General features: G+C 70.4%; 21 protein-coding genes and 1 riboswitch. Of the genes, 7 read left to right on the forward strand and 14 right to left on the reverse strand.

All coding sequences use genetic code 11. The features are described 5' to 3' along the window. Positions 1 to 10: 10 nt before the first annotated feature. A complete protein-coding gene (locus tag SPR02S_RS26840) occupies positions 11 to 1,897 on the reverse strand; it encodes a LuxR family transcriptional regulator AbsR2 (protein WP_019060102.1) in 1,887 nt (628 codons plus the stop codon). A 97-nt stretch (positions 1,898 to 1,994) separates the two neighbouring features. On the opposite strand from SPR02S_RS26840, the gene absR1 reads away from it, so the two are divergent. Next, positions 1,995 to 3,110, forward strand: coding sequence for a beta-glucuronidase AbsR1 (gene absR1 / locus SPR02S_RS26845; protein WP_019060103.1), 1,116 nt, complete (start codon positions 1,995 to 1,997; stop codon positions 3,108 to 3,110). Between the two features lie 154 nt (positions 3,111 to 3,264). Here absR1 and SPR02S_RS26850 read toward each other — a convergent pair whose 3' ends face one another. Beyond that, complete coding sequence (locus SPR02S_RS26850; RefSeq protein ID WP_019060104.1) at positions 3,265 to 4,149, reverse strand: sulfurtransferase; 885 nt, start codon at positions 4,147 to 4,149, stop codon at positions 3,265 to 3,267. A gap of 388 nt (positions 4,150 to 4,537) precedes the next feature. On the opposite strand from SPR02S_RS26850, the gene SPR02S_RS26855 reads away from it, so the two are divergent. The 5 genes from SPR02S_RS26855 (at position 4,538) to SPR02S_RS26875 (ending at position 9,235) form a co-directional block, all read left to right on the forward strand. Next, complete coding sequence (locus SPR02S_RS26855) at positions 4,538 to 5,458, forward strand: ABC transporter substrate-binding protein (protein WP_019060105.1); 921 nt, start codon at positions 4,538 to 4,540, stop codon at positions 5,456 to 5,458. Positions 5,459 to 5,587: 129 nt separating this feature from the next. Continuing rightward, positions 5,588 to 6,625, forward strand: coding sequence for an ABC transporter substrate-binding protein (locus tag SPR02S_RS26860; RefSeq protein ID WP_019060106.1), 1,038 nt, complete (start codon positions 5,588 to 5,590; stop codon positions 6,623 to 6,625). Then, a complete protein-coding gene (locus SPR02S_RS26865) occupies positions 6,622 to 7,395 on the forward strand; it encodes an ABC transporter permease (protein ID WP_019060107.1) in 774 nt (257 codons plus the stop codon). The genes SPR02S_RS26860 and SPR02S_RS26865 overlap by 4 nt, the downstream gene beginning before the upstream one ends. Then, on the forward strand, positions 7,392 to 8,153 hold the full coding sequence (locus tag SPR02S_RS26870; RefSeq protein ID WP_019060108.1) for an ABC transporter ATP-binding protein: 762 nt from the start codon (positions 7,392 to 7,394) through the stop codon (positions 8,151 to 8,153). The genes SPR02S_RS26865 and SPR02S_RS26870 overlap by 4 nt, the downstream gene beginning before the upstream one ends. Beyond that, positions 8,150 to 9,235, forward strand: a complete 1,086-nt coding sequence (locus SPR02S_RS26875) for a phosphotransferase enzyme family protein (protein WP_019060109.1) — start codon at positions 8,150 to 8,152, stop codon at positions 9,233 to 9,235. The genes SPR02S_RS26870 and SPR02S_RS26875 overlap by 4 nt, the downstream gene beginning before the upstream one ends. Here the strand turns inward: SPR02S_RS26875 and SPR02S_RS26880 are convergent. Continuing rightward, a complete protein-coding gene (locus tag SPR02S_RS26880; RefSeq protein WP_043258520.1) occupies positions 9,210 to 9,659 on the reverse strand; it encodes a GNAT family N-acetyltransferase in 450 nt (149 codons plus the stop codon). The genes SPR02S_RS26875 and SPR02S_RS26880 overlap by 26 nt on opposite strands. A gap of 49 nt (positions 9,660 to 9,708) precedes the next feature. Between SPR02S_RS26880 and SPR02S_RS26885 the strand changes: the two genes are divergently transcribed. Then, positions 9,709 to 10,083: a hypothetical protein gene (locus SPR02S_RS26885; protein ID WP_019060111.1), complete on the forward strand. Its 375-nt coding sequence runs from the start codon at positions 9,709 to 9,711 to the stop codon at positions 10,081 to 10,083. On the opposite strand, the gene SPR02S_RS26890 is transcribed toward SPR02S_RS26885, so the two are convergent. The 11 genes from SPR02S_RS26890 to SPR02S_RS66195 all read right to left on the reverse strand — a co-directional run bounded on the left by SPR02S_RS26890 (position 10,062) and on the right by SPR02S_RS66195 (position 20,427). Next, positions 10,062 to 11,201 carry an LLM class flavin-dependent oxidoreductase gene (locus SPR02S_RS26890; RefSeq protein ID WP_019060112.1) on the reverse strand — a complete coding sequence of 380 codons (1,140 nt, stop codon included), beginning with the start codon at positions 11,199 to 11,201 and terminating at the stop codon, positions 10,062 to 10,064. The two genes, SPR02S_RS26885 and SPR02S_RS26890, sit on opposite strands and share 22 nt — an antisense overlap. 15 nt (positions 11,202 to 11,216) lie before the next feature. Then, complete coding sequence (locus SPR02S_RS26895) at positions 11,217 to 12,299, reverse strand: LLM class flavin-dependent oxidoreductase (RefSeq protein ID WP_019060113.1); 1,083 nt, start codon at positions 12,297 to 12,299, stop codon at positions 11,217 to 11,219. Then, positions 12,296 to 13,669: an NtaA/DmoA family FMN-dependent monooxygenase gene (locus SPR02S_RS26900; protein ID WP_019060114.1), complete on the reverse strand. Its 1,374-nt coding sequence runs from the start codon at positions 13,667 to 13,669 to the stop codon at positions 12,296 to 12,298. Before SPR02S_RS26900 ends, SPR02S_RS26895 begins: the two co-directional genes overlap by 4 nt. Before the next feature lie 19 nt (positions 13,670 to 13,688). Next, entirely contained in the window at positions 13,689 to 14,909 is a 1,221-nt protein-coding gene (locus SPR02S_RS26905; protein ID WP_052347050.1) for an LLM class flavin-dependent oxidoreductase, read from the reverse strand. 76 nt (positions 14,910 to 14,985) lie between these two features. Further along, positions 14,986 to 15,105, reverse strand: a complete 120-nt coding sequence (locus tag SPR02S_RS66190; RefSeq protein WP_366096911.1) for a putative leader peptide — start codon at positions 15,103 to 15,105, stop codon at positions 14,986 to 14,988. A gap of 17 nt (positions 15,106 to 15,122) precedes the next feature. Next, positions 15,123 to 15,878 carry a GNAT family N-acetyltransferase gene (locus SPR02S_RS26910; protein WP_019060117.1) on the reverse strand — a complete coding sequence of 252 codons (756 nt, stop codon included), beginning with the start codon at positions 15,876 to 15,878 and terminating at the stop codon, positions 15,123 to 15,125. Between the two features lie 79 nt (positions 15,879 to 15,957). Beyond that, a complete protein-coding gene (locus SPR02S_RS26915; RefSeq protein WP_019060118.1) occupies positions 15,958 to 16,986 on the reverse strand; it encodes an ABC transporter substrate-binding protein in 1,029 nt (342 codons plus the stop codon). Positions 16,987 to 17,065: 79 nt separating this feature from the next. Beyond that, positions 17,066 to 17,863: an amino acid ABC transporter ATP-binding protein gene (locus tag SPR02S_RS26920; protein ID WP_019060119.1), complete on the reverse strand. Its 798-nt coding sequence runs from the start codon at positions 17,861 to 17,863 to the stop codon at positions 17,066 to 17,068. Then, positions 17,860 to 18,840, reverse strand: coding sequence for an amino acid ABC transporter permease (locus SPR02S_RS26925; protein ID WP_026150891.1), 981 nt, complete (start codon positions 18,838 to 18,840; stop codon positions 17,860 to 17,862). Before SPR02S_RS26925 ends, SPR02S_RS26920 begins: the two co-directional genes overlap by 4 nt. A 334-nt stretch (positions 18,841 to 19,174) precedes the next feature. Beyond that, positions 19,175 to 19,282: riboswitch (SAM riboswitch) on the reverse strand. 78 nt (positions 19,283 to 19,360) lie between these two features. After that, positions 19,361 to 20,245 (reverse strand): glutathione S-transferase C-terminal domain-containing protein, encoded by an 885-nt coding sequence (locus SPR02S_RS26930; protein WP_019060121.1) that lies wholly within the window; start codon positions 20,243 to 20,245, stop codon positions 19,361 to 19,363. Positions 20,246 to 20,313: 68 nt separating this feature from the next. Then, positions 20,314 to 20,427, reverse strand: coding sequence for a putative leader peptide (locus tag SPR02S_RS66195; RefSeq protein ID WP_019060122.1), 114 nt, complete (start codon positions 20,425 to 20,427; stop codon positions 20,314 to 20,316). Positions 20,428 to 20,495 lie beyond the last annotated feature (68 nt).

Consider the following 20,495-nt stretch of genomic DNA (forward strand, 5'->3'; position numbering starts at 1 on the left):
CTCACGCCGACTACGCCGCCGGCAGTTCCACCAGCCACGGCAGTGCGCCGCGGTCGCTCGCGCCGAGTCGGGCGTAGGCGCTGTAGAGGTGGTTGCCGACGGTGCGGACGGACAGGGTGAGGCGGTCGGCGATCTGGCGGTTGCTGAGGCCCGCGGCGGCGAGGGTGACGATCTGGCGCTGGCGGGCGGTGAGTTCGCCCAGGACGAGGCCGGACAGGGCCGGGGTGCGGGCGCCCTGGCAGCGGCGGGCCAGTGCGACCGCGCGGGTGCGGGACATGCGGGCGGCGCGGGGGTCGCGGTGCGCGCGTACGGCCTGGGCGTGTGCCTCGGCCGCGAACAGCAGGAAGCCGCGCTGTTCCAACTCCCCTGCCACCTTGTCCAGCGCGGGGCCGTCCCCGTCGACCAGCGCCTCCGCGTGCCTCGCGAGGACGGCCGGTCCGTCGCCGGGCAGTTCGGCGAGCCGACCGGCGACGCGTTCGGGAGCGCCGAGGCGTACGGCGTCGTAGAGGACGTAGGCGGCGGGCCTGCCGTCCTCGGCGGGGAGGCCACGGCTCTCCTCGCCCTCGCTCCACCTGCCGTCCACGATCTCGCGGGCCGCTTCCACATCGCCCCGGGCCGCCGCGAGCCAGCTGCCCGCGTCGGCGGACGGAGGGCGGTGGGCGAGCGCCTCGTCGGTGGCCGGGACGTCGCCCGACTGGGCGGCGGCCAGGGCGAGTTCGACCCCGCAGGCCCGGTTGCCCGCGGTCTGCCGCAGTCCCTCCCGTGCCCAGGCCGCCGCCTCGCGCAGCTCGCCCCGCAGTCGCGCGAACCGGGCGCGGACGGCCGCGTACCCGGCAGGTACCGGTGCGCCCTCCGCCACCAGCCACTCCCCCACGGGCGTCGGCAGCGGGCGTACGTCGGTGCGGTCGATGCGGTCGGTCAGCGTGGCGCGTTCGGCCGCGAGGGCCGAGGTGCACTGGTCCGGGGTGCGGGCCAGGCGGCGGGCCCGGAGCCGGCCGGCCGCGGCGCGCAGTGCGGGGCCGTGCAGGGGGTGGGCGAGACGGACGGCGCCCTGGTCGTCGACGCGGATCAGGGCCTCGGTCTCCAGGCGTTCGAGGAGATCGAGGTCGAAGTCGCCCAGGGGCGCCGCCAACGGCTCGGCGAACGCGAGGCGTTCGAGGCTCTCGCGCTCCTCGGGGCCGGTGTGGGCGAGGACTTGGGCGGTGCGCTCGCGAACCGTCGCGGTGACCGGCACCGGGCCGCGCCACGTCCACTCGTCGGAGTCGGTCGCCCGGGTCAGCAGTCCGCCCTCGCGCACCGCGCCGAACAGGTCGCGCAGCAGGCGCAGATCACCTTGGCAGAGGGCGTAGAGGCGGTTCACGGTGAGGGGTTCCAGCGGGCCGCCGGCGCCCAGAGCCAGCAACTGCGCCGTCTCCTCCCGGGGCAGCGGCTCCAGCGCGAGGCGCGGCAGCAGTTCCCCCGTCCACAGGCGCGACACCGCACCCGGTACCGGGTGGCCGTCGGCCACCACGACCACCAGGCGGGTCCGGCCGTGGACGGCGAGTTGGTGGACGAGCGCGGCCGAGGAGTCGTCGAGCAGATGGGCGTCGTCGACCAGCATCAGCCGTACACCGGACAGGAGTTGGACCGCGCGGTGCAGGGTGACGCTTTCGGGGAGCAGGTGTGCGAACGCGGCGAAGGGCAGCGAGCGGGTCTCGGGCGTCCCGGTGATCCTGGCGCAGTCGCTGCCCCGGACGGCCTCGGTCATCAGGCGGGTCTTGCCGCGGCCGGCCGGACCGGTCACCACGATGCCGGGCCGTCCAGCCGTCAACGAACCGCGGATCAGCTCCAGTTCGTCCTCCCGGCCGGTGAACGGCCAGGGCAGTTCCAGGGTCTTCGCGTCCTGTTCGCAAGTCATCACACAGATATGAGTGCGGCTACTCACGCCTGATACAGGGTGACTTGAGTAGCCCTCGACTCAGGCGCCCGGGTACGGTCACCGGCAATCTGGTCGCATGACCGCTCGCTACTGCTCCCTCGCGCAGCAGTCGGCCCCGGAGTTCGGACCGGGACTGACTGCCGAGCGGCGCGGTGCGCTCGTCGGCGGAAGCCGGATGTGGGTCAACGGCACGGTCCTGCACTACTACTTCTTCGACGCCGAAGACACCAAGAACAATGAGAACACCGCGGTCACCGACGCCTCCGTCATCCCGGTTCCCGGGACCGGCGAGATGCGGCGGGTGCCGTGGGGCGGCGCCAAGGAGCAGCAGGACGTCGTACGCGAGTGCTTCGGTGAGTGGCAGGGCCTCGGCATCGGTGTCAACTTCGCCGAGGTGGGGGACCGTTCGGAGGCGGAGCTGCGGATCGGGTTCCAGCCCGGTGACGGCTCCTGGTCGGCGGTGGGCCGCGACGCGCTCACGATCGGCCTGTCCGATCGCACGATGAACTTCGGCTGGGACCTGACCGCGCCCGGACAACGCGGTACGGCCCTGCACGAGATCGGGCACGCCCTGGGACTGCTGCACGAGCACCAGAGCCCGTTCGCCGGTATCCACTGGGACGACGAGGCCGTCTACGCCGAGTTGGCGGGCCCGCCGAACTTCTGGAGCCGGGACAGGACCCGCTTCAACATCCTGCGCAAGCTCGACCCGGACGAGGTCAATGGCTCCGTCTGGGACCCGCAGTCGGTCATGGAGTTCCCGTTCGCGTCGGGACTGATCCTGGAGCCGGAGGAGTACCGCACGGGTCTGCACCCGCACGGCAGCCTCTCCCCCTCCGACAAGGAGTTCGTCCTGCGCTGGTACCCGCCGGTCGGCCCTCCCGGGCCGGCCGAGCTGGTGCCGTTCCGGTCGGCGCCACTGCGCCTGGGACCGGGCGAGCAGGCCGACTTCGCGATCGAGCCGACCCAGACGCGCGAGTACGCCGTCGGCACCTTCGGGGACAGCGACACGGTCGTCGTGGTCTTCGAGGAACGGGACGGCGAACCGCGCTTCCTCGCCGGGCAGGACGACGGGGGCACACCGCACAACGCCACACTCAAGGTCAGGCTCGTCAAGGGCCGCCACTACTTCGTCCGTGTGCGCCTGTACTCCACGTGGAGGTCGGGGGACACCGCGGTGATGTGCTGGTAACAGCATGGGTACAGCCGCACGCGGACGGACGGACCACTGTCCGGCGCCGGGGGAAGCGGCCGGAGTTCGTAGCCTTCGGGGGAGGGATACGAGCTCCGGCCACAGCGTTGCGTTCAACGCTTCCAACTCCCCTGGCCTCACGGGGTTTTGGGCTCTAGTTCCCCAACTCCAGTGGCCGCGCGGGGTCCTTGGACCACTCCTCCAGCGAACCGTCGTAGACCGACACATCCGTACGGCCGAGCAGCGTGAGCGCGAGCGCGGCGCCCGCGGCCGAGATGCCGCCGCCGCAGTACAGGACGACCGGTGAGTCGTCGGTGTCGAGGACCGCGCCGACCTTGGCCGCGAGCTCCTCGGGCGGCAGGACGCGTCCGGCCTCGTCGAGGAGACCCCGGCCCGGGAGGCTACGGCTCGCGGGGATGTGCCCGCGACGGCTGTAGCGCGTGGGGGCCGAGCCGTCGTAACCCCCGGAGGGCAGCGCACACACGAGAGTGCCGGGGCGTTCGCCGCGGCTGATGGCGGCCACGTCCTCGACGCCGACCCACAGATCCGGACGTACGACGGGGGTCACGGGACGGACGGCCGGGACCGGGTCGGTGTCATCGCCGGAGGCGAGCGGACGGCCGGCCGTCTCCCACGCTTCGAGACCGCCGTCCAGCACCGCCGCCGGTACCCCGATCGCCCGGAGCATCCACCACAGCCGCGCGGCCCAGATGCCTCCGCCACTGTCGTAGGAGACGACCTCGCTGCCCTCCCCCACGCCCAGCCGGGCCAGTGCGGCGGCGAGGGCCTCGGGGGACGGCACGGCGAAGTGGTACGGCGCGTCGTGGTCGGAGAGCTCGCCGGTCAGGTCGGCGTGTCGCGATCCGGGGAGATGCCGCTCGGCCCATGCCCCGCGCCCGCTCACGGAGCGGTGGTCGCCGTCCTCGCGGGGTGAGGGCAGCAGCGTGGTGGCGTCGAGGACGACCAGCCGGGGATCGTCGAGACGCGCGGCGAGCCAGGTGTCGTCGACCAGCGGGCCGGGCAGCAGGGAGGTGGTCATGGCGGCCGATCGTACGCCCGCGAGCTGGGCGTCTCACGCCTCGGGCATGACCGTCTCGGATATCGGATCCTGCTTGCACAGAATCCGGGTAGTGCGGTTATCTTTCGGCCATCTACGCGGGAGCCCCTACCCGGTTGGGCTGAGAGGGCGTCTGGGACCGGCTCGTCGAGAGTCCGGCCCCCATGGGGACGCCGACCGCACCACTCGCGCCTCAGCGCCCGCGTAGGAGTTCACGTGTCTGCAGCAGTCGAGCCCCAGCATCCGGTGGTCAACACCCCGGCGCGCAGCTCCTGTTGTTGTCGCACGCACTGATCCACCGCCTCCGCGCGCCCCCTCCCTCACCTCCCTTCAGGCGCCGTCACGCCTGCGCACATTCCGGAGTACCCCCATGCCGCACATACGGGTCATGCTCGACTATTTCCACCCATGGCCGAATTCAGCCGGTCTGTACGTCGCCCGTGCCCGCCGTTGGTACGCCGAGGGCGGTCTGGATGTCGAGCTGGTGGTCCAGGATCCGGGACGCGGGGACACGCTGGAGTACCTGGCCCGGGGCGAGGTGGACTTCGGGATCTTCCCGCCGAACCGGCTGCTGGCCCGGCGCGCGGAGCACGGCCAGCCGCTGATCGCCGTGTCCGCGATCAATCACCGGGGCCTGGAAGCGATCCAGACCACCACGTCGACGGGGATCACCCGCCCCCGCGAGTTGTCCGGCCGTCGTATCGCCTACAACCCGACCCCGCGCGGCCGGGCCCTGGTGCGTCACCTGGTGGCGGCCGACGGAGGTGACCCGGACGCCGTGATCAGCGTGGACGCGGGCAGCCGTGAGCTGACCGTGGACGACATCGCGGCGGGCGAGGCGGACGCGACCTTCGGCAACTACTGGTCGTGGGACGCGTTGCGCGGCGATCTGCCCGAGGAGCAGCGGGTGACCTGGCCGGTCGACGAGATCGGCGCCCCGCGCTACCACAGCTACCTGCTCGGCACGAACGAGACGCTGCTCGACCAACACCCTTCTCTCGTACGGGACTTCCTCGCCGTGACGGCTCGCGGCTACGCGGCCGCCGCCCAAGAGCCGGACGCCACCCTGGAGTTGCTGGAGCAGGTCATCCCGTACTTCCCGCGTCCGCTGATCGCCCGTTCCCTGGCGCTGATCGCGCCCACCTGGACGGACGTGGACGGACGTTGGGGTGTGATCGACGAGGGCCGGATGGGCCCGTACGCGCACTGGCTCGCCGAGAACGGTGCGATCCCGGACGACCGCGACTGGGCGAGGTCCTTCACCAACGGCCTGCTGGACGTGGCCACATGAGACCCCTGGCCTGCCAGGCGCGGACGCTGACCCGGCGTCTGGCCGTCGACTTCATGCGGGTGGGCAGCGCGCTGTGTCGGCCCTGACCGGACCGACCCGCCAGCCCTCCCACCCCTCGAAGGACCCGACATGCAACGCCGTACCGCCCTCTCCGTCATGGCCGCGACCGCCGCCCTCGCCGCAGTCACCGTCACCGGCTGCTCCGCCGACTCCACGGCCGCCACGAAGGACGGCACCACGACCGTCACCCTCGCCCTGGACTGGACGCCCAACACCAACCACACCGGGATCTACGTCGCCCAGGCCAAGGGCTGGTTCAAGGCCGCCGGGATCAACGTGAAGATCGTGCCGTACGGTTCGACCGCGCCCGAGACGCTGATCGCCAACCACAAGGCGGACTTCGGGATTTCGTACCAGGAGGGCATCACCACCGCGCGCGCCGCCGGGCAGGACATCACCTCCGTCTACGCGGTGACGCAGAAGACGGACGTGACGATCGCGGTGCGCGCGGACCGGTCCGACATCACTACGCCGAAGGACCTGGACGGCACGACGTACGCCGGTTTCGGCGCGCCGTACGAGAAGCCGCTGCTGCAGAAGGTGATCCGGAACGCGGGCGGCAAGGGCGAGTTCAAGCAGGTCACCCTCAACACCTCGGCGTACGCGGCGCTTTACGCGGGCAAGGCGGACTTCGCGATGCCGATGCCGACCTGGGAAGGGCTGGAGGCGAAGCTGAGCGGCAAGCCGCTGAAGAACTTCCAGCTCTCCGACTACGGCTTCCCGGCGATCTACTCGACGCTCGTCGCGTCCTCGGACCAGTTCCTGAAGAAGAACCCCGGGGTCGCGAAGAAGTTCCTGGCCGCAGTCGACAAGGGCTACCGCTACGCCGCCGAACACCCTTCCCAGGCAGCCGACTTGCTCATCTCGCAGAACAAGAGCGTGCTCACCAACACCAAGCTGGTGAAGGAGAGCGAGGCGCTGCTGGCCAAGGAGTACTACAAGGGCGCGGACGGTTCGATCGGCACGCAGAGCGCTGAGCGCTGGCAGGCCTTCGCGGACTTCGAGTACAAGGCGGGCCTCCTGGTCGACGCCGACGGCAAGAAGCTGACGTCCGCCCCCAAGGCGTCGACCTTCTTCACCAACGCCTACCTCCCGGACGCCAAGTGAGGCCGATCCTGCGGTCGTTGTGGCCGCCGCTCCTCGTCCTGACCGTGGTCCTCGGCGGCTGGCAGCTCTACGTCACCGCCGCCGGAGTCGACCCCACGACGCTCCCCTCCCCCGCCCGGGTCGTGGAGCAGGGCTGGCTGAATCGCCAGGACCTGTGGGACCAGACGCTCCCGACCCTCCAGGAGACGCTGCTCGGCTTCGCGTTGTCGTTCGCGGCGGCGTGGCTGGTCGCCGTGCTCCTCGACTTCTCCTCGGCGGCCCGCCGGGGCCTGTACCCGCTGCTCGTCGCCTCGCAGACCATCCCGATCGTGGCCGTGGCACCACTGTTGATCATCTGGTTCGGCTTCGGGCTGCTGCCGAAGATGCTGGTGGTGACCCTGACGACGTTCTTCCCACTCGCCGCGAACCTCGCGGCGGGCTTCGCGGCCACGGACCGAGAGGCGATGCGACTGCTGCGCTCGCTCGGCGCGGGCCGCTGGTGGACGTTCCGGCTGGTCCGGGTGCCGAGCGCGATGCCGTACTTCTTCGCCGGGCTGCGCGTGAGCATCACCTACGCCGTCGTCGGCGCCGTGTTCGCCGAGTACGCGGGCGCGGAGGCGGGCCTCGGGATCTATATGCAGGCGCAGAAGAGCGCGTTCCGCACGGACTTGGTGTTCGCGGCGGTCGCGGTGACGGCCGCGCTGAGTATCGCCCTGTTCGGGGCGACCTATCTGCTGCAACGGCTGGTACTCCCGTGGGAGCGGGCATTGAAGGAGGACAGGTCGTCATGAGCAGTCTGCGTATCGAGGGCGTCGGCAAGTCCTTCGGGCAGTTGGAGGTCCTGCGGGATCTCGAACTCGCCGTGGAACCGGGCGAGTTCGCGGCGGTGATCGGCCCGAGCGGCAGCGGTAAGAGCACCCTGTTCAACCTGGTCTCCGGCTTGGACCGTCCCACGACCGGCCGGGTCCTGGTGGAGGGCGAGCCAGCCGGGGTGGAGTCGGGCAAGGTGGCGTACATGCCGCAGAAAGACCTCCTCTTCCCGTGGCGGACCGTGCTCGACAACACGGCACTGGGCCTTGAGGCACAGGGAGTTGGGAAGAAGGAGGCACGGCGACGGGCCGACGCCCTGTTCGCGGACTTCGGCCTCGACGGCTTCCAGAAGGCGTACCCGTCCCAACTCAGCGGCGGTATGCGGCAACGAGCGGCCCTGCTCCGTACGGTGGTTCTGGAGCGACCGGTCCTGCTCCTCGACGAACCCTTCGGCGCGCTCGACTCCCTGACCCGCACCGAGATGCAGCTGTGGCTGGCCGGCATGTGGCAGCGCCACCGCTGGACCGTGGTCCTGGTCACCCACGACATCCGCGAGGCGGTCCTGCTCGCGGACACCGTGCACGTCCTGTCCCCCCGCCCGGCCACGATCGTCGACCGCGTCGAGGTCCCGCTGGCCCGCCCGCGCGGCGCCGACGACTTCACCGACCCGGACTTCGCGTCGACGGAACGCCGCGTCCTGGACGCCCTGCGCGGCACAACGGCGGTGCGCACACCATGAGTTCCCACCTCGCCCACGGCCTGGGCACCGACCCGGTCGAACCCGACTGGCCACCCCTGACGGACACCGAGGTCACGGACATCGTGGGCCCGGCCCGAGTGGTGTGGCGCAGCCCGCGCCCGCTGTCAGCGGCGGCCGTCGTGGAACGGTCCAACCGCCGCCTCTTCGTGAAGCGCCACCACACCTCCGTCCGCACGACAGAGGGCCTGGCCGAGGAACACGCCTTCCTACGGCACCTACGGCTGCGCGGCGCCCCGGTCGTCGAGGTGCTGGACGCGGCGACACGCGGCGAGTGGACGTACGAGGTGCACTCGGCCGGAGTCGGCACGGACCTCTACCGCGACGCCCTGTCCTGGTCCCCGTTCCGCTCCCCCGCCCACGCGAGAGCGGCCGGCGAGGCGCTGGCCCGCCTGCACCTGGCGGCGGAGGGCTTCGACGCACCGCGCCGCCAAGTACAGCCGCTGGTCGCGTCGTTCACGGTGTTCGCCTCGGACGACCCGCAGGCGGAGCTGGAACGCTACGTGGAGGAACGCCCCCAACTGGCCAAGGGGCTGGCGGAGTTCCCCTGGCGGGAGGACACGCGCCGCGCCCTGCTCCCGCTGTACGAGGAACTGGCGCCGCACCTCCCGGGCCTCACCCCTCTCTGGACCCACAACGACTGGCATGCCTCGAACCTCCTCTGGAACGAGGACGGTTCGGTCGCAACGGCCCTCGACTTCGGCATGAGCGACCGCACGACCGCCGTGCACGACCTGGCCACGGCCATCGAACGCAACACCGTCCAGTGGCTCCAGCCCGGCTTCCCGGTCCGCGAGGAGGATGCGCTCGCTCTTCTGGACGGCTATCAGTCGGTACGCCCGCTGAGCCCTGCCGAGTCGAAAGCGCTCCCGGCCCTACTCCCCCTGGTCCACGCCGAGTTCGCGCTGTCGGAGCTGGGCTACTTCCACGGCGTGACGCGGTCGGCGGAGAACACCCGGCTGGCGTACGAGTATTACGTGGGGCACGCGGAGTGGTTCGCCGGGGAGAGCGGGTGGCGGCTGCTGGACCTGTGCCGGGCTAGCGGGGCAGCAGGTCCCGGGTGAAGACGACACGTGGCCTGCCCGGTCCGTCGTAGTCCTCCACAACGCGTGCGTCGAAGCCGAGGGTGCGGTGGAAGGCCATCGAACCCTCGTTGGTCACCGAGGTGATGGCCTTGAGGCGGACCGCGCCCTGCCGTGCGGCGGCCTCAATGAACGCCGGGTAGAGGCTGCGGCCGAGACCGGTACCGCGTGCGTCGTCCCGGGTCGCCACCAGGTGCACGTAGCCGGTGTGGTCGGGCGTGACGAACCCGAAGAGGTAGCCACGGATGCCGTCGTCGGCGCGGGCGACCAGACAGGTGGACCCGAACTCCTGCACCAGCGCGGTGAGATGGAGGGCGCGAAGGTCACGCTCTCCCCAGTAGCGTGCGTGGTCCTCCAGGACCTGGTGGAGGTCGGTGACATCGGCGGGTTCGATACGGACGTCCATGGCATCGATCATGGCAGAGTGCCGTACCGAGTCGAGAAGGAGACGGGTCATGATCACGGGTTACGTTCTCGGTGAAAGCCTGCGCCCCGGTGCCGTGTTCGCGCCGCACGGACTGCGCATCCGGAAGGTCGAGCGGGTCGACAACTCGGCGAGTGCGACGGCCGGGCAGCCCGACGCCTGGACGTTCGTCGAGTGGGAGACCGACGACGACAGTGCCGCAGGTCCGATCGCGGACGCGCTTGCCGCCGCTTTGGAGCCGGCTCATGGCTGGTACGCCGACTTCACGGTCGGCGATGAGCGGGTGGTCGTCTTCGCCGGAAGAGTGTTCCGCTATCGGCGCGGCGATGAAGCCGGCCGCGCCGAAGCAGTCGCCTACGGGCGCTCCATGGGGACCCCGGAGCATCAGCTCGACTGGGAGGAGTAACCCCGGCGGCTCCATTCCTGTGCGAGCAACTCGTACGAGCGCACCCGGTCCGCGTGATCGTGGGTGATCGTGGTGATGAGCAACTCGTCGGCGCCCGTGGCCTCTTGGAGTTGTTCCAGCTGGTCGGCGACCCGGCCGGGTGCACCGACGAACTGGGTGTCGATGCGGTCCTGGACCAGTTCGCGGTCCTCGTCCGTCCAGACGTGGGCGCGGGCTTCCTGCGGCGTCGGGAACTGGATGGCGCCCTCCGCCGTACGGATGGAGCGCACCCACAGGCCGTAGCCGGTGGCGAGTTCGCGGGCCGTCTCGTCGTCCTCGGCGACGACGACGTCGGCCGAGACGGTGACGTACGGCTTGTCGAGGGCGTCGGAGGGCTGGAACGCGGCGCGGTAACCGTCCGCCGCCTCAAGGACGGTGGCCGGGCTGACGTGGTAATTCGCCGCGAAGCGCAGGCCGTTGCGGCCCGCGACCTCGGCGCTCGTGCCACCGCTGCTGCCCAGGATCCACACCTCTACGTCGGCGCCCTCGCCCGGTACGACATGCGCCTCGATGCCGTCCGGGGAGCGGTAGGTCCCGGCCAGCAGAGCGAGGACGTCGTCGACCTGCTCCGCGTAGTCCTGGGACTTGGCGTCGGGCAGCAGGAGTAGCTTGCGTTGGAGGGCGAATCGGGGCGAGCCGAGGAGGCGTTCGAAGGAGAAACGGGGTGGGATGCGCAGGCCGTTGGGGGCCTTGCCGTCGACGATCGGGGTCGCCGAAGGCAGCGGGGGTGACGGACGGCCGCCGGAGCGGCCCAGGCCCAGGTCGAAGCGGCCGGGGTGCAGCGCGTCGATCAGGCCGAACTCCTCGACCGTGGACAGGGCGGTGCGGTGGCCGAGTTGTACGGCTCCGGAGCCGAGCCGGATCGTGGAGGTGGCGGAAGCCGTCAGCGCCAGGACAACCGCGGGGGACGTGCCCGCGACGCCCGGGTTGAGGTGGTGCTCGGCGAACCAGTAGCGGGTGTAGCCGAACTCCTCAGCTCGGCGCGCGAGTTCGATGGAGTTGCGAAGAGCCTGGGGCGCGGTGGAGCCGGAGGAGATCGGGACCAGGTCGAGGACGCCGAGGGGGATGCCGGGAGACATGTGCTCACTCACTCCTCAGTGGTCGGCGGCGGAGGCGGGCTCGGGCAGGACCGGTCCCCAGTCGAACGGCGGGTCCGGGATGTCCTTGCGCAGTACCGGAGTCACCGCCGACTGGAACAACTCCAGCGAGTCCCGGTGCTGACGATACGTCAAACCGCTTGCGTCCGCGTGGAGATGGAGCACCGTGTGGCCGAACTGCTCGTGGTAACGGTGCACCTTGTCGATGACCTGCTGCGGGCTGCCGATCAGTGCGGAGCTGCGCTCGACGTAGTCCTCCAGGGTCTCGAAGACGATGGGCAGGCCCACCTGTTGCTGGAAGGCGAGGTTGTTCTCGAAGACCGGCCGGTAGGCGGCCAGCGCCTCCTGGGTCGTGGGGGCGACGTAGAGGCCGGCCGTGCCCGCGCCCACCGCGATGTCCGCCGGGTCGTGGCCGTAGTGCTCCCAGCGTTCACGGTAGTAGCGGATCAACTCGGCATACGGCTCTATGGGGTTGGTGACGTTCGCGGAGAACAGCGGGTCGCCGTAGCGGGCGGCGAGGTCGACGCTCTCCTTGCTCGTCGCGCTGCCGTGCCAGACCCGGATGGGTTGTTGGTACGGCCGCGGCCACACCTCCGCGTCCTTCAGCTCCGGGCGGAACCGCGTCCTCGCCGTCACCTTGTCCTGGCGCCAGAGCTGCCGGAACACCTCGTAGCTCTCGGCGTTGCGCTCCCACTGGTCCTCGGGCGTGACGTGGAACAGCTCGCGCTGGGCGGTGCCGTTGCCCTTGCCGATGATCAAGTCGAGGCGTCCGCCGGAGAGATGGTCGAGGGTCGCGTAGTCCTCGTAGGCCCGGACCGGGTCGAGGAGGCTCAGGGTGGTGACCGCCGTGAAGAGGCGGATGCGGCGGGTCAGCGCGGCGATGTGGCTGAGGACCACCGTCGGCGAGGAGGAGATGAAGGGCCGCTCGTGCCGCTCCCCCACGCCGAAGCCGTCGAAGCCCAACTCCTCGGCCAGCAGGGCGTTGTCGAGGACTTCGCGGAAGCGTTCGTGCGTCGACTTCTGTTCGCCGGTCGTCGGGTCCGGGCGGTGGACGATGAGGGTGATCGCGAGGAACTTCACGATGCCGCCCGTTCCTCGCGCACGTCGTCCGGGTGGGCGAGGCCGAGGTGGTCGCGCAGGGTCGGGCCTTCGTACTCGGTGCGGAAGACGCCCTGTTCCTGGAGGAGCGGGACCACTTTGTCCGCGAAGGGGTCGAGGCCGGTCGGGGTGATGTGCGGGACGAGGATGAAGCCGTCGCTGGCGTCGGCCTGCACGAAGTCGTTGATGGTCTTCGCGACCGTGGACGGGGAGCCGATGAAGGCCTGCCGGTTGCCGGTCTCGATGACCAGGTCTCGGATGGACCAGCCGTTCGCCTCCGCCCGCTCGCGCCATTCACGGGCGGTCGCCAACGGATCGCGGTACATGCGGACTTGGGCACGCCCCTTGGAGATGTGGTTCTCGCTGACGTCCGGGTCGACGTCGGGCAGCGGGCCGTCCGGGTCGTAGGAGGACAGGTCCCGGTTCCAGACGAACTCCAGGTGCTTGATGGCCGTGGCGCCGCTGACCTGCTGGCGGCGCACCTCCTTGGCCAGGTCCTCGGCCTCGGCGTCGGTGTCGCCGAGCACGAAGGTCGCGGCCGGGAGGATGAGCAACTGGTCCGACCTGCGGCCGTACTTGGCGAGGCGGGACTTGACGTCGGTGTAGAAGGCCTGGCCCTCGCCGAGGGTGCTGTACCGGCTGAAGATGGCGTCCGCGCTGGACGCGGCGAACTCACGGCCCTCGTCGGAGTCGCCGGCCTGGAAGATCACCGGGCGGCCCTGCGGGGAGCGCGGGACGTTGAACTGGCCCTGGATGTCGAAGTGTTGGCCCTGGTGGACAAAGGCTCCGGCCTTGGCATCGCTCAGGAACGTACCGCTCGCCCGGTCGGCGACGACCTCGTCGCCGTGCCAGGAGTCGAAGAGTTCCTGGGTGGTGGCGAGGAACTCCTTGGCGCGGGAGTAGCGCTCGTCCTGCGGCAGGAAGCCGCCCCGGCGGAAGTTCTCGCCGGTGAACGCGTCCCAGGAGGTGACGACGTTCCAGGCCGCGCGACCGTCGGAGAGGTGGTCGAGGCTGGCGAACTGGCGGGCCACCTCGTAGGGCTCGTTGAACGTGGAGTTGATGGTGCCGGTCAGGCCGAGGTGTTCGGTGACGGCGGCGAGCGCGGCGAGGATCGTGAAGGTGTCGGGGCGGCCGACCACGTCCAAGTCGTAGATCTTCCCACCCTGTTCGCGCAGCCGCAGCCCCTCGGCGAGGAAGAGGAAGTCGAACTTGGCGCGCTCGGCGGTGCGGGCGAACTTCGCGAAGGAGCTGAACTCGATGTGGCTGCCGGCCGCGGGGTCGCTCCACACGGTGGTGTTGTTGACGCCGGGGAAGTGGGCGGCCAGGTGGATCTGCTTCAGGGGCTTGCTCATGTCGTACGGTCCCTCCGGCTCAGGCGGTGGCTGCGGCAGCGGCGTAGCGGTTGGCGGGGCGGGCGAGCCCCAGTAGGCCGCGCAGGGTGTCGGCCTCGTAGGCCTGGCGGAAGGCGCCCCGGCGCTGGAGTTCGGGAACCAGCCCCTGGGTGATCGCCGGGAGGTCGTGCCCCGCGACGGCGGGCCGCAGCCGGAAGCCGGTCAGGCCTGTCGCCTGCAACTCCTGGAGTAGGTCAGCGAGTTGGGCGGGGGTACCGGTGAAGATGCGGGCGTCGCTGGTGTACGGCTGCCCCGCGAGGGCGTCGAGGCGTTCGCGGCGGGCCACCGCCGTGGCCTCGTCGTCGTCGAGGAAGACCACCAAGTCGCCGAAGATGTGCAGGAGTTCGTCGGCGCGTCCGGCGGTCTGCTGCTCGGCGCGGATCTCCGCGACGATCGCCCGCGCGTCGTCGGTGTCGTGCGGGGTGACGTAGCCGACGTCGGTGGCGCGGGCAACCAGCCGGTACGGGATCGTCTGGTGGGCGAGGGAGCTGACGACCGGCTGTCCCTGTGGCGGGCGGGGGGTGATGGAGGGGCCCTTGACGCTGAAGTGGCGGCCCTCGAAGTCGATGTAGTGCAGCTTGTCGCGGTCGACGAAGCGGCCGGTGGCGATGTCCCGGATCTCGGCGTCGTCCTCCCAGCTGTCCCAGAGGCGGCGCACGACCTCGATGTAGTCGGCGGCCTCGTCGAAGTGCTCGGAGAGCCGTTCCTGTCCGGCCTCGGTCCGCAGGCTCTCCAGGCTGATCGGCTCGAAGGTGCGGCGTCCGAAGTGGTCGGCCTCGTGCGGGCGGGCGGAGAGCTGCACGCGCAGGCCCGCGCGGCCGGTGCTGACGTAGTCGAGGGTGGCGATCGCCTTGGATATGTGGAACGGCTCTGTGTGCGTGGACACCACCGTCGGGACCAGGCCTATGTGGCTGGTGAGCGGTGCGATACGGGCCGCGATGAGCACGGCGTCGAGGCGTCCGCGGACCTGGTCGGTGCGGCCGTCCAGCTCGCCGTAGTGCGAGGACTGGAGGCCGAGGCCGTCCTCGAAGGTCACGAAGTCGAGCAGTCCGCGCTCGGCCTCGGCGACCAGGTCGGCCCAGTACGCGGCGGTGAACAGGTCGCGGGGCCTGGCCACCGGCTCGCGCCAGGAGGCGGGGTGCCAGCCGGTGCCGTCGAGGGCGACGGCGAGATGCAAGGGAGAAGGGGAGGTCGATGACACGAGTGGGTGCCTTCCTGGAAGTCCGTACGAGATCGCCGGCCCATGGACTTGGGCACACGGCGGCTGAGGGAACGGGTCAGGGGCGACAGAGCGCGCCGGCCACGCGCAGCAGGTCTATGTGCTGCCGCGTGGTGAGTCGCACGTGGAGGACGGATGCGCCACACATGTGCTCCACCTCCACAGATTCCGGCTTCATAAGGGGCAACGGCACAGCTATGCCGTTTCTTCCGGATCGGCGGCGGCAGTCGGACCTGTGTGGCGGACGAGCGAGAAGACGGTGCGGGCGCGCAGGGTGAAGCCGATCGACTCGTACAGCCGGATCGCGTTCGTGTTGGTGGCCGCCGCGTGCAGGAAGGGGTGCTCGCCGCGTTCCTTGATACCGGCGGCGACCGCGCGGACCAGGCGGGTGGCCAGGCCCCGGCCCCGGTGGTCGGGGTCGGTGCACACGGCGCTGATCTCGGTCCAGCCGGGCGGGTGGAGGCGTTCGCCGGCCAGGGCGATCAGCCGGCCCTCCTCGCGGATGCCGAGGTAGGTGCCCAGTTCGACGGTGCGGGGCAGGTAGGGGCCGGGTTCGGTGCGGGCGACCAGGTCGAGGATCTCGGGTACGTCGTCGGGGCCGAGGCGTACGGCCTCGGGGTCGGGCTCGGCCCGCAGTGCGGTGTCCACGAGCTGGACGCCCTGCCCCGAGCGGACGATCTCCCAGCCGTCGGGGACCTCGCTCACCCCGCGCACGGCGGCGGTGCCGCCGGGGCCGACGAGGGTGGCCAGGTCCGCCCAGGCGCGTGGGTCGTCGTTGTCGGTGATGGCGTTGAAGCCGGCCACGTCGACGGGGTAGCGGGCGGCGCGGCCGACGCGTTCGGCGAAGTGGGCGTGCGGGCCGGTGAGCGCGGCCCAGGCGGGGTTGTCCAGAACGTGGGACGTGGACGCGGACGTGGACGTGGTGGTTGCGATGCTGGCGGTGGAAGACATCGGGTGACGGCTCCAGTACTGGTCGCGCGGGTGGGGACCCCGCCGCGACGTGGCGGGGTCCCCTTGCCGAGAGGGTGGGTCAGGAGTCGGTCACCGGCAGTCCGGGCGGGTTGACCTCGGACTTGGCGACGGCCTCGTTCGAGAGGTTCCAGGCGGCCAGCCACTTGGCGTACTGCCCGTTCTTGATCAGGTAGTTGATGGCGTCCGCGAGGGGCTTGGCGAGGCCGCTGTTCTTCTTCGCGGTGGCCGCGATCAGACCTTGGAGGGAGGATCCGGCGCCGGAGTACGTGCCCGCGTTACGGACCGCCTTCGCGGAGCCCTTGGTCGAGGAGACCTGGTAGGCGACCGAGGGGTTCGGGGCGAGGTAGGCGTCGATCTTTCCGGCGGCCAGCGCGAGGTAGGTGCTGTTGTTGTCCTGGAAGTACTTGACGGCGAGCGCCTTCTTGCCTTCGGCGGCCAGCTTCTTCTTCCATTCCAGGAGGATCCGCTCCTGGTTGGTGCCCGCGCCCACGGCGACGGTCTCGCCGGCGAGGTTCTCGTAATTGCCGTCGAAGTTCCAGGAGTTGTCGGCCTTGACCGCGAAGCCGAGGTTGTCCTCGCGGTAGGAGGCGAACTCGTACTTCGCCTTGCGCTCCTCGGTGTCGGTGACGTTGGAGAAGGCGACGTCGACCTTGCCGCTGTCCAGTCCGATGAAGAGGTTCTCCCAAGTGGAGTTCTTCAGCTCGGGCTTGAGGCCGAGGACGGCGGCGACCAGGCGGGCGATGTCGGTCTCCGAACCGGTGAGGGTCTTCTGGTCCGAGCCGACGTAGCCGAGCGGCGGGGAACCGGCGGGCAGGAAGCCGACGCCGATCTCCAACGTGCCGCTCTTCGCTATGGACTTGGGCAACTCGGCGCTGATCGACTTCACTTCGGCGACCTTGAGCGTGGCCTCCTTGGCGGCGCCGTTGGAGAGAGCGCCCACGGTGACCGTGCCGGAGGCGGCGTTGCCGGACGTGGTGGCCGCGTCACTGTCTCCCCCGCAGGCGGCGAGCCCGCCCGCGAGGGAGGCGACGACGGTGCCGGCGGTGAGTCCGCGAGTGAGTCTGCTGCGAAGGCTGAGGGGAGACATGGCTGTTCCTAGGCTCGGTGTTCGGGGCTGGTGAAGGTGGGAGTGCGGGCCTGTAAAAGGTGGAGAGTGAAGGCGGGGTTCAGAGGACCTTGCTGAGGAAGTCCCTGGTCCGTTCGTGCTGTGGCTCGTCGAGGACCTCGTGGGGCGGGCCCTGCTCGACGATCTTTCCGCCGTCGATGAAGACGACCCGGTCGGCGACCTCGCGGGCGAAGCCGATCTCGTGGGTGACGATGACGAGAGTGGTGCCGCTGGTCGCCAAGTCCTTGATGACGGCGAGGACTTCACCGACGAGTTCGGGGTCGAGGGCGGAAGTCGGCTCGTCGAAGAGGATGACGCCTGGGCGCAGGGCGAGGGCGCGTGCGATGGCCACGCGCTGCTGCTGGCCGCCGGAGAGCTGCCTCGGGTAGGCACCGGTCTTCTCGGCGAGACCGACCCGGCCGAGCAACTCCCTTGCCAGTTCCAGGGCTTCGGGCTTGCCGAGCCTGCCGGTGGCGACCGGGGCGGCGGCCACGTTGTCCAGGACGGTCAGGTGCGGGAAGAGGTTGAAGTTCTGGAAGACGAACCCGATCCGGCCACGCTGGGCGAGGATGGCCCGCTCGCTCAACTCCTTGAGTCTGCCGCCCTGTTGCTTCACCCCGATCAGCTCGCCGTTGACGCTGACGTAGCCGATCTCGGGCTTCTCCAGGTGGTTGATGACCCGCAGCAGCGTGGACTTCCCGGAGCCGGAAGGGCCGAGGATCACGGTGACCTCGCCGGGTCGTACCGTCAAGTCGACGCCGTCCAGGACCCGGTGGGCGCCGTACCACTTGTGCACGTCGTGCACTTCTACGGCGGCGGGCGTGATGTCCGCGAGCGGTTCGGCTGTTTTCACGGTCATATCGAGGCCTCCCTGCGGATGCGGGCCCGCAGGTCGGTGACACCGGCGCGGAGTTTCTGGATCGGGGTCGGCGGCAGGGAGCGGGTGGCGCCCCGGGCGTAGTGCCGCTCGACGTAGAACTGGATGACGGACACGACGCTGGTCAGGATCAGGTACCAGACGGTGACGACCAGGAGCAGCGGCACGATGTCGCCGGGGTAGGTGGAGCCCATCGTCTGCGCGGAGCCGAACAGGTCGAGCAGCGAGACGTAGAAGACCAGGGAGGTGCTCTTGATCAGGCCGATCAGCTGGTTGACGTAGTTCGGGGTGATGGAGCGCAGCGCCTGGGGGAAGACGATCCTGCGGAACTGGTAGCTCTTCGGCAGGCCGAGGGCGGAGGCCGCCTCGTGCTGGCCCTGGTCGACGGAGAGGATGCCGCCGCGGACCACTTCGGCCGCGTAGGCCGCCTCGTTGAGGCTGAGGCCGACGACGGCGACGGCCATGTCGGTGGCGAGTTTCGACTCGTCGAAGGAGAAGAAGGCGGGGCCGAAGGGGACGCCGATGCTGAGGGTCTGGTACAGGGCACTGAAGTTGTAGAGGAAGATCAGCACCACGATGAGCGGGATCGAGCGCAGCGCCCATACGTAGGTCCAGCTCGCCGCGCGCAGCACCGGGCTCTTGGAGAGCCGGGCCAGGGCGAGCAGGATGCCGCCGAGGAGGCCCAACACGGCGCTCAGCGCGGCCACTTCGAGGGTGATGACGAGTCCGTCGAGGATCGTCGGGCGCAGGAACCAGTAGCCGAAGCGGTCCCACTGGTAGAAGGAGTTGGTGACCAGTCCGTGGATGAACTGGGCGACCAGCACCAGCACGACCAGGGTGACGAGCCACCGGCCGGGGCGGCGCAGCGGCTGAACGCGCTGTGCGGTGAGGGGTTTTGACGGGACATCAGTCGACGGGGCGTCGGCCAGGGACACGGTGGTGCCTGGGGGTTCACTCATGGTGGGCTCCGGCAGGTTCACAGACCCCGGTCCGTGGCGGTGGACGCGCGACGGCGGACGGCACGCGCGGGTGCACGGGACCGGGGGCGGGGAGGGGGCAGGCACACCGACGGGATCGGGTGTGCGTCAGAAGTGCGTCGGCCGACTGGTCGTCAGACCCGACAGCGGGCGCGGCCCGACGCGGTACACAGTGCGCTGCTGACCCGGAGCAGATCGACAGCGCGGTCGGCGACGAACAGGTTGGCGTACGACAGTACGCAGCCCTGCGGGCGGCATGTGGCCGTCCTGGGAGCTGCGTACATGGCGTCACCTGTCACTGTTCCGGCCCCGTGGGGCCTCGCGCTTACCGAACGTCATCCGGTCCGGTCGTCACCTGGGGCACCCCACCGCGTGCGAGGGTTGCCGGTCAGCAAGCCAGGGCTCGTCGCTGACACTCATGACCGTTCTGGGTCGCAAGTTAAGACAATTGTCCGAACGTATGTCAATGGGCCGTCCAGCAACTGGACGCCACAGAACGCGCTCAGCTGCGGCAAGCTCCCGTTTCGTCCGCCGCGTGGGCTGCCCAGTCCAGGATCTGGACAGCGGCACCGGCGGCCTCCAGACCCCGGCAATGGGCGTGGTGGCGGCGGGCGATGCCGTCGAGGTCGAGGTGGGTGCCGAAGGCCGGGTGGGCGGCCAGCCGGCGGGCGTAGGCCCACAGGTGGGGGTGGTCGGCGATGCGCTGCACGGCGGCGGCGTCCAGGTGGTTGCGGTGCACGGTGTCGAGTTGGACCAGTGACACCCACAACTCGACGTCGGCAGCGGTGAGTTCGTCCCGGATCAGGTGCTCGCGGCCGTCCAGCCAGCGGTCCAGTGAGCCGAGCGTCTCCAGCAACCGGCCCAACGCCTCGTCGCGCTCGTCCTGTTCGACACCGGCCGCACCGGCGCGCTGCGCGGCGTCCTCGATGCCTTCGGCGCACAGCCGCTCGACGGCCTCGATCTCCGACTCGGCGCCGCAGGGGTACAGCTGAGGTCCGCCCTCGCCGAAGTGCCGGGCGAGGTCGCGCATGATGTCGGGGGCGTGGGTGCTGACGATCCGGCCGGACCAGTCGTCGCTGAGCACCGGCGCGGCGGCCGGTCCTGAGTAGCGGTGCGCGCTCGCCTCGTAGAGCGGGCGCAGCGCGGAGTGTCCACCACTCGGACAGTCGGGTACTGCGGAGAGGAACACGGCCGGACAGCTCTCGTCGAGGCCGAGGAGGCTGTGGGTGACGGCGATGCGCAGGCCGTCGGCGCAGGCGGTGGAGAGATGGAGGCGGTAGCGGCGCGGCACGGCATAGTGCCCGCTGCGCGCGTCGCGGCCGATCCGGCCCCGGAACGTGGGGGCGGACCTGGGTGAGGGGATGGCGGCGAGAGGCGTGCTGGACATGGGACTCCCCGGGTACGGGCGCGTGGACGTACGCGCGGCGGAAGCGTCGTCGAGCGGAGGACGGGGGCTCAGCGCAGGGGGCTGATCGCGCTGCAGACCCGCAGCAGGTCGATGTGACGGCGGGAGGTCAGAAGAGGCGAACGGTCCACGCGGCTGGTGATGACCGACTCAAGGCGCCCCATTGTTTCCCTACCTGTTCACTAGGATTCCCTACTGGAGTGTCGATCCGCTGTCGCCCGGGGTCAAGAGG

Origin of the sequence: Streptomyces prunicolor NBRC 13075, assembly GCF_000367365.1 — a bacterium.
GTDB lineage: Bacteria > Actinomycetota > Actinomycetes > Streptomycetales > Streptomycetaceae > Streptomyces > Streptomyces prunicolor.

Coding starts and splice junctions, on each gene's coding strand:
- SPR02S_RS26840 (WP_019060102.1), bottom strand. CDS start 1,897: ATGACTTGCGAACAGGACGCGAAGACCCTGGAACTGCCCTGGCCGTTC.
- absR1 (WP_019060103.1), top strand. CDS start 1,995: ATGACCGCTCGCTACTGCTCCCTCGCGCAGCAGTCGGCCCCGGAGTTC.
- SPR02S_RS26850 (WP_019060104.1), bottom strand. CDS start 4,149: ATGACCACCTCCCTGCTGCCCGGCCCGCTGGTCGACGACACCTGGCTC.
- SPR02S_RS26855 (WP_019060105.1), top strand. CDS start 4,538: ATGCCGCACATACGGGTCATGCTCGACTATTTCCACCCATGGCCGAAT.
- SPR02S_RS26860 (WP_019060106.1), top strand. CDS start 5,588: ATGCAACGCCGTACCGCCCTCTCCGTCATGGCCGCGACCGCCGCCCTC.
- SPR02S_RS26870 (WP_019060108.1), top strand. CDS start 7,392: ATGAGCAGTCTGCGTATCGAGGGCGTCGGCAAGTCCTTCGGGCAGTTG.
- SPR02S_RS26875 (WP_019060109.1), top strand. CDS start 8,150: ATGAGTTCCCACCTCGCCCACGGCCTGGGCACCGACCCGGTCGAACCC.
- SPR02S_RS26880 (WP_043258520.1), bottom strand. CDS start 9,659: ATGGACGTCCGTATCGAACCCGCCGATGTCACCGACCTCCACCAGGTC.
- SPR02S_RS26885 (WP_019060111.1), top strand. CDS start 9,709: ATGATCACGGGTTACGTTCTCGGTGAAAGCCTGCGCCCCGGTGCCGTG.
- SPR02S_RS26890 (WP_019060112.1), bottom strand. CDS start 11,201: ATGTCTCCCGGCATCCCCCTCGGCGTCCTCGACCTGGTCCCGATCTCC.
- SPR02S_RS26900 (WP_019060114.1), bottom strand. CDS start 13,669: ATGAGCAAGCCCCTGAAGCAGATCCACCTGGCCGCCCACTTCCCCGGC.
- SPR02S_RS66190 (WP_366096911.1), bottom strand. CDS start 15,105: ATGAAGCCGGAATCTGTGGAGGTGGAGCACATGTGTGGCGCATCCGTC.
- SPR02S_RS26910 (WP_019060117.1), bottom strand. CDS start 15,878: ATGTCTTCCACCGCCAGCATCGCAACCACCACGTCCACGTCCGCGTCC.
- SPR02S_RS26915 (WP_019060118.1), bottom strand. CDS start 16,986: ATGTCTCCCCTCAGCCTTCGCAGCAGACTCACTCGCGGACTCACCGCC.
- SPR02S_RS26920 (WP_019060119.1), bottom strand. CDS start 17,863: ATGACCGTGAAAACAGCCGAACCGCTCGCGGACATCACGCCCGCCGCC.
- SPR02S_RS26925 (WP_026150891.1), bottom strand. CDS start 18,840: ATGAGTGAACCCCCAGGCACCACCGTGTCCCTGGCCGACGCCCCGTCG.
- SPR02S_RS26930 (WP_019060121.1), bottom strand. CDS start 20,245: ATGTCCAGCACGCCTCTCGCCGCCATCCCCTCACCCAGGTCCGCCCCC.
- SPR02S_RS66195 (WP_019060122.1), bottom strand. CDS start 20,427: ATGGGGCGCCTTGAGTCGGTCATCACCAGCCGCGTGGACCGTTCGCCT.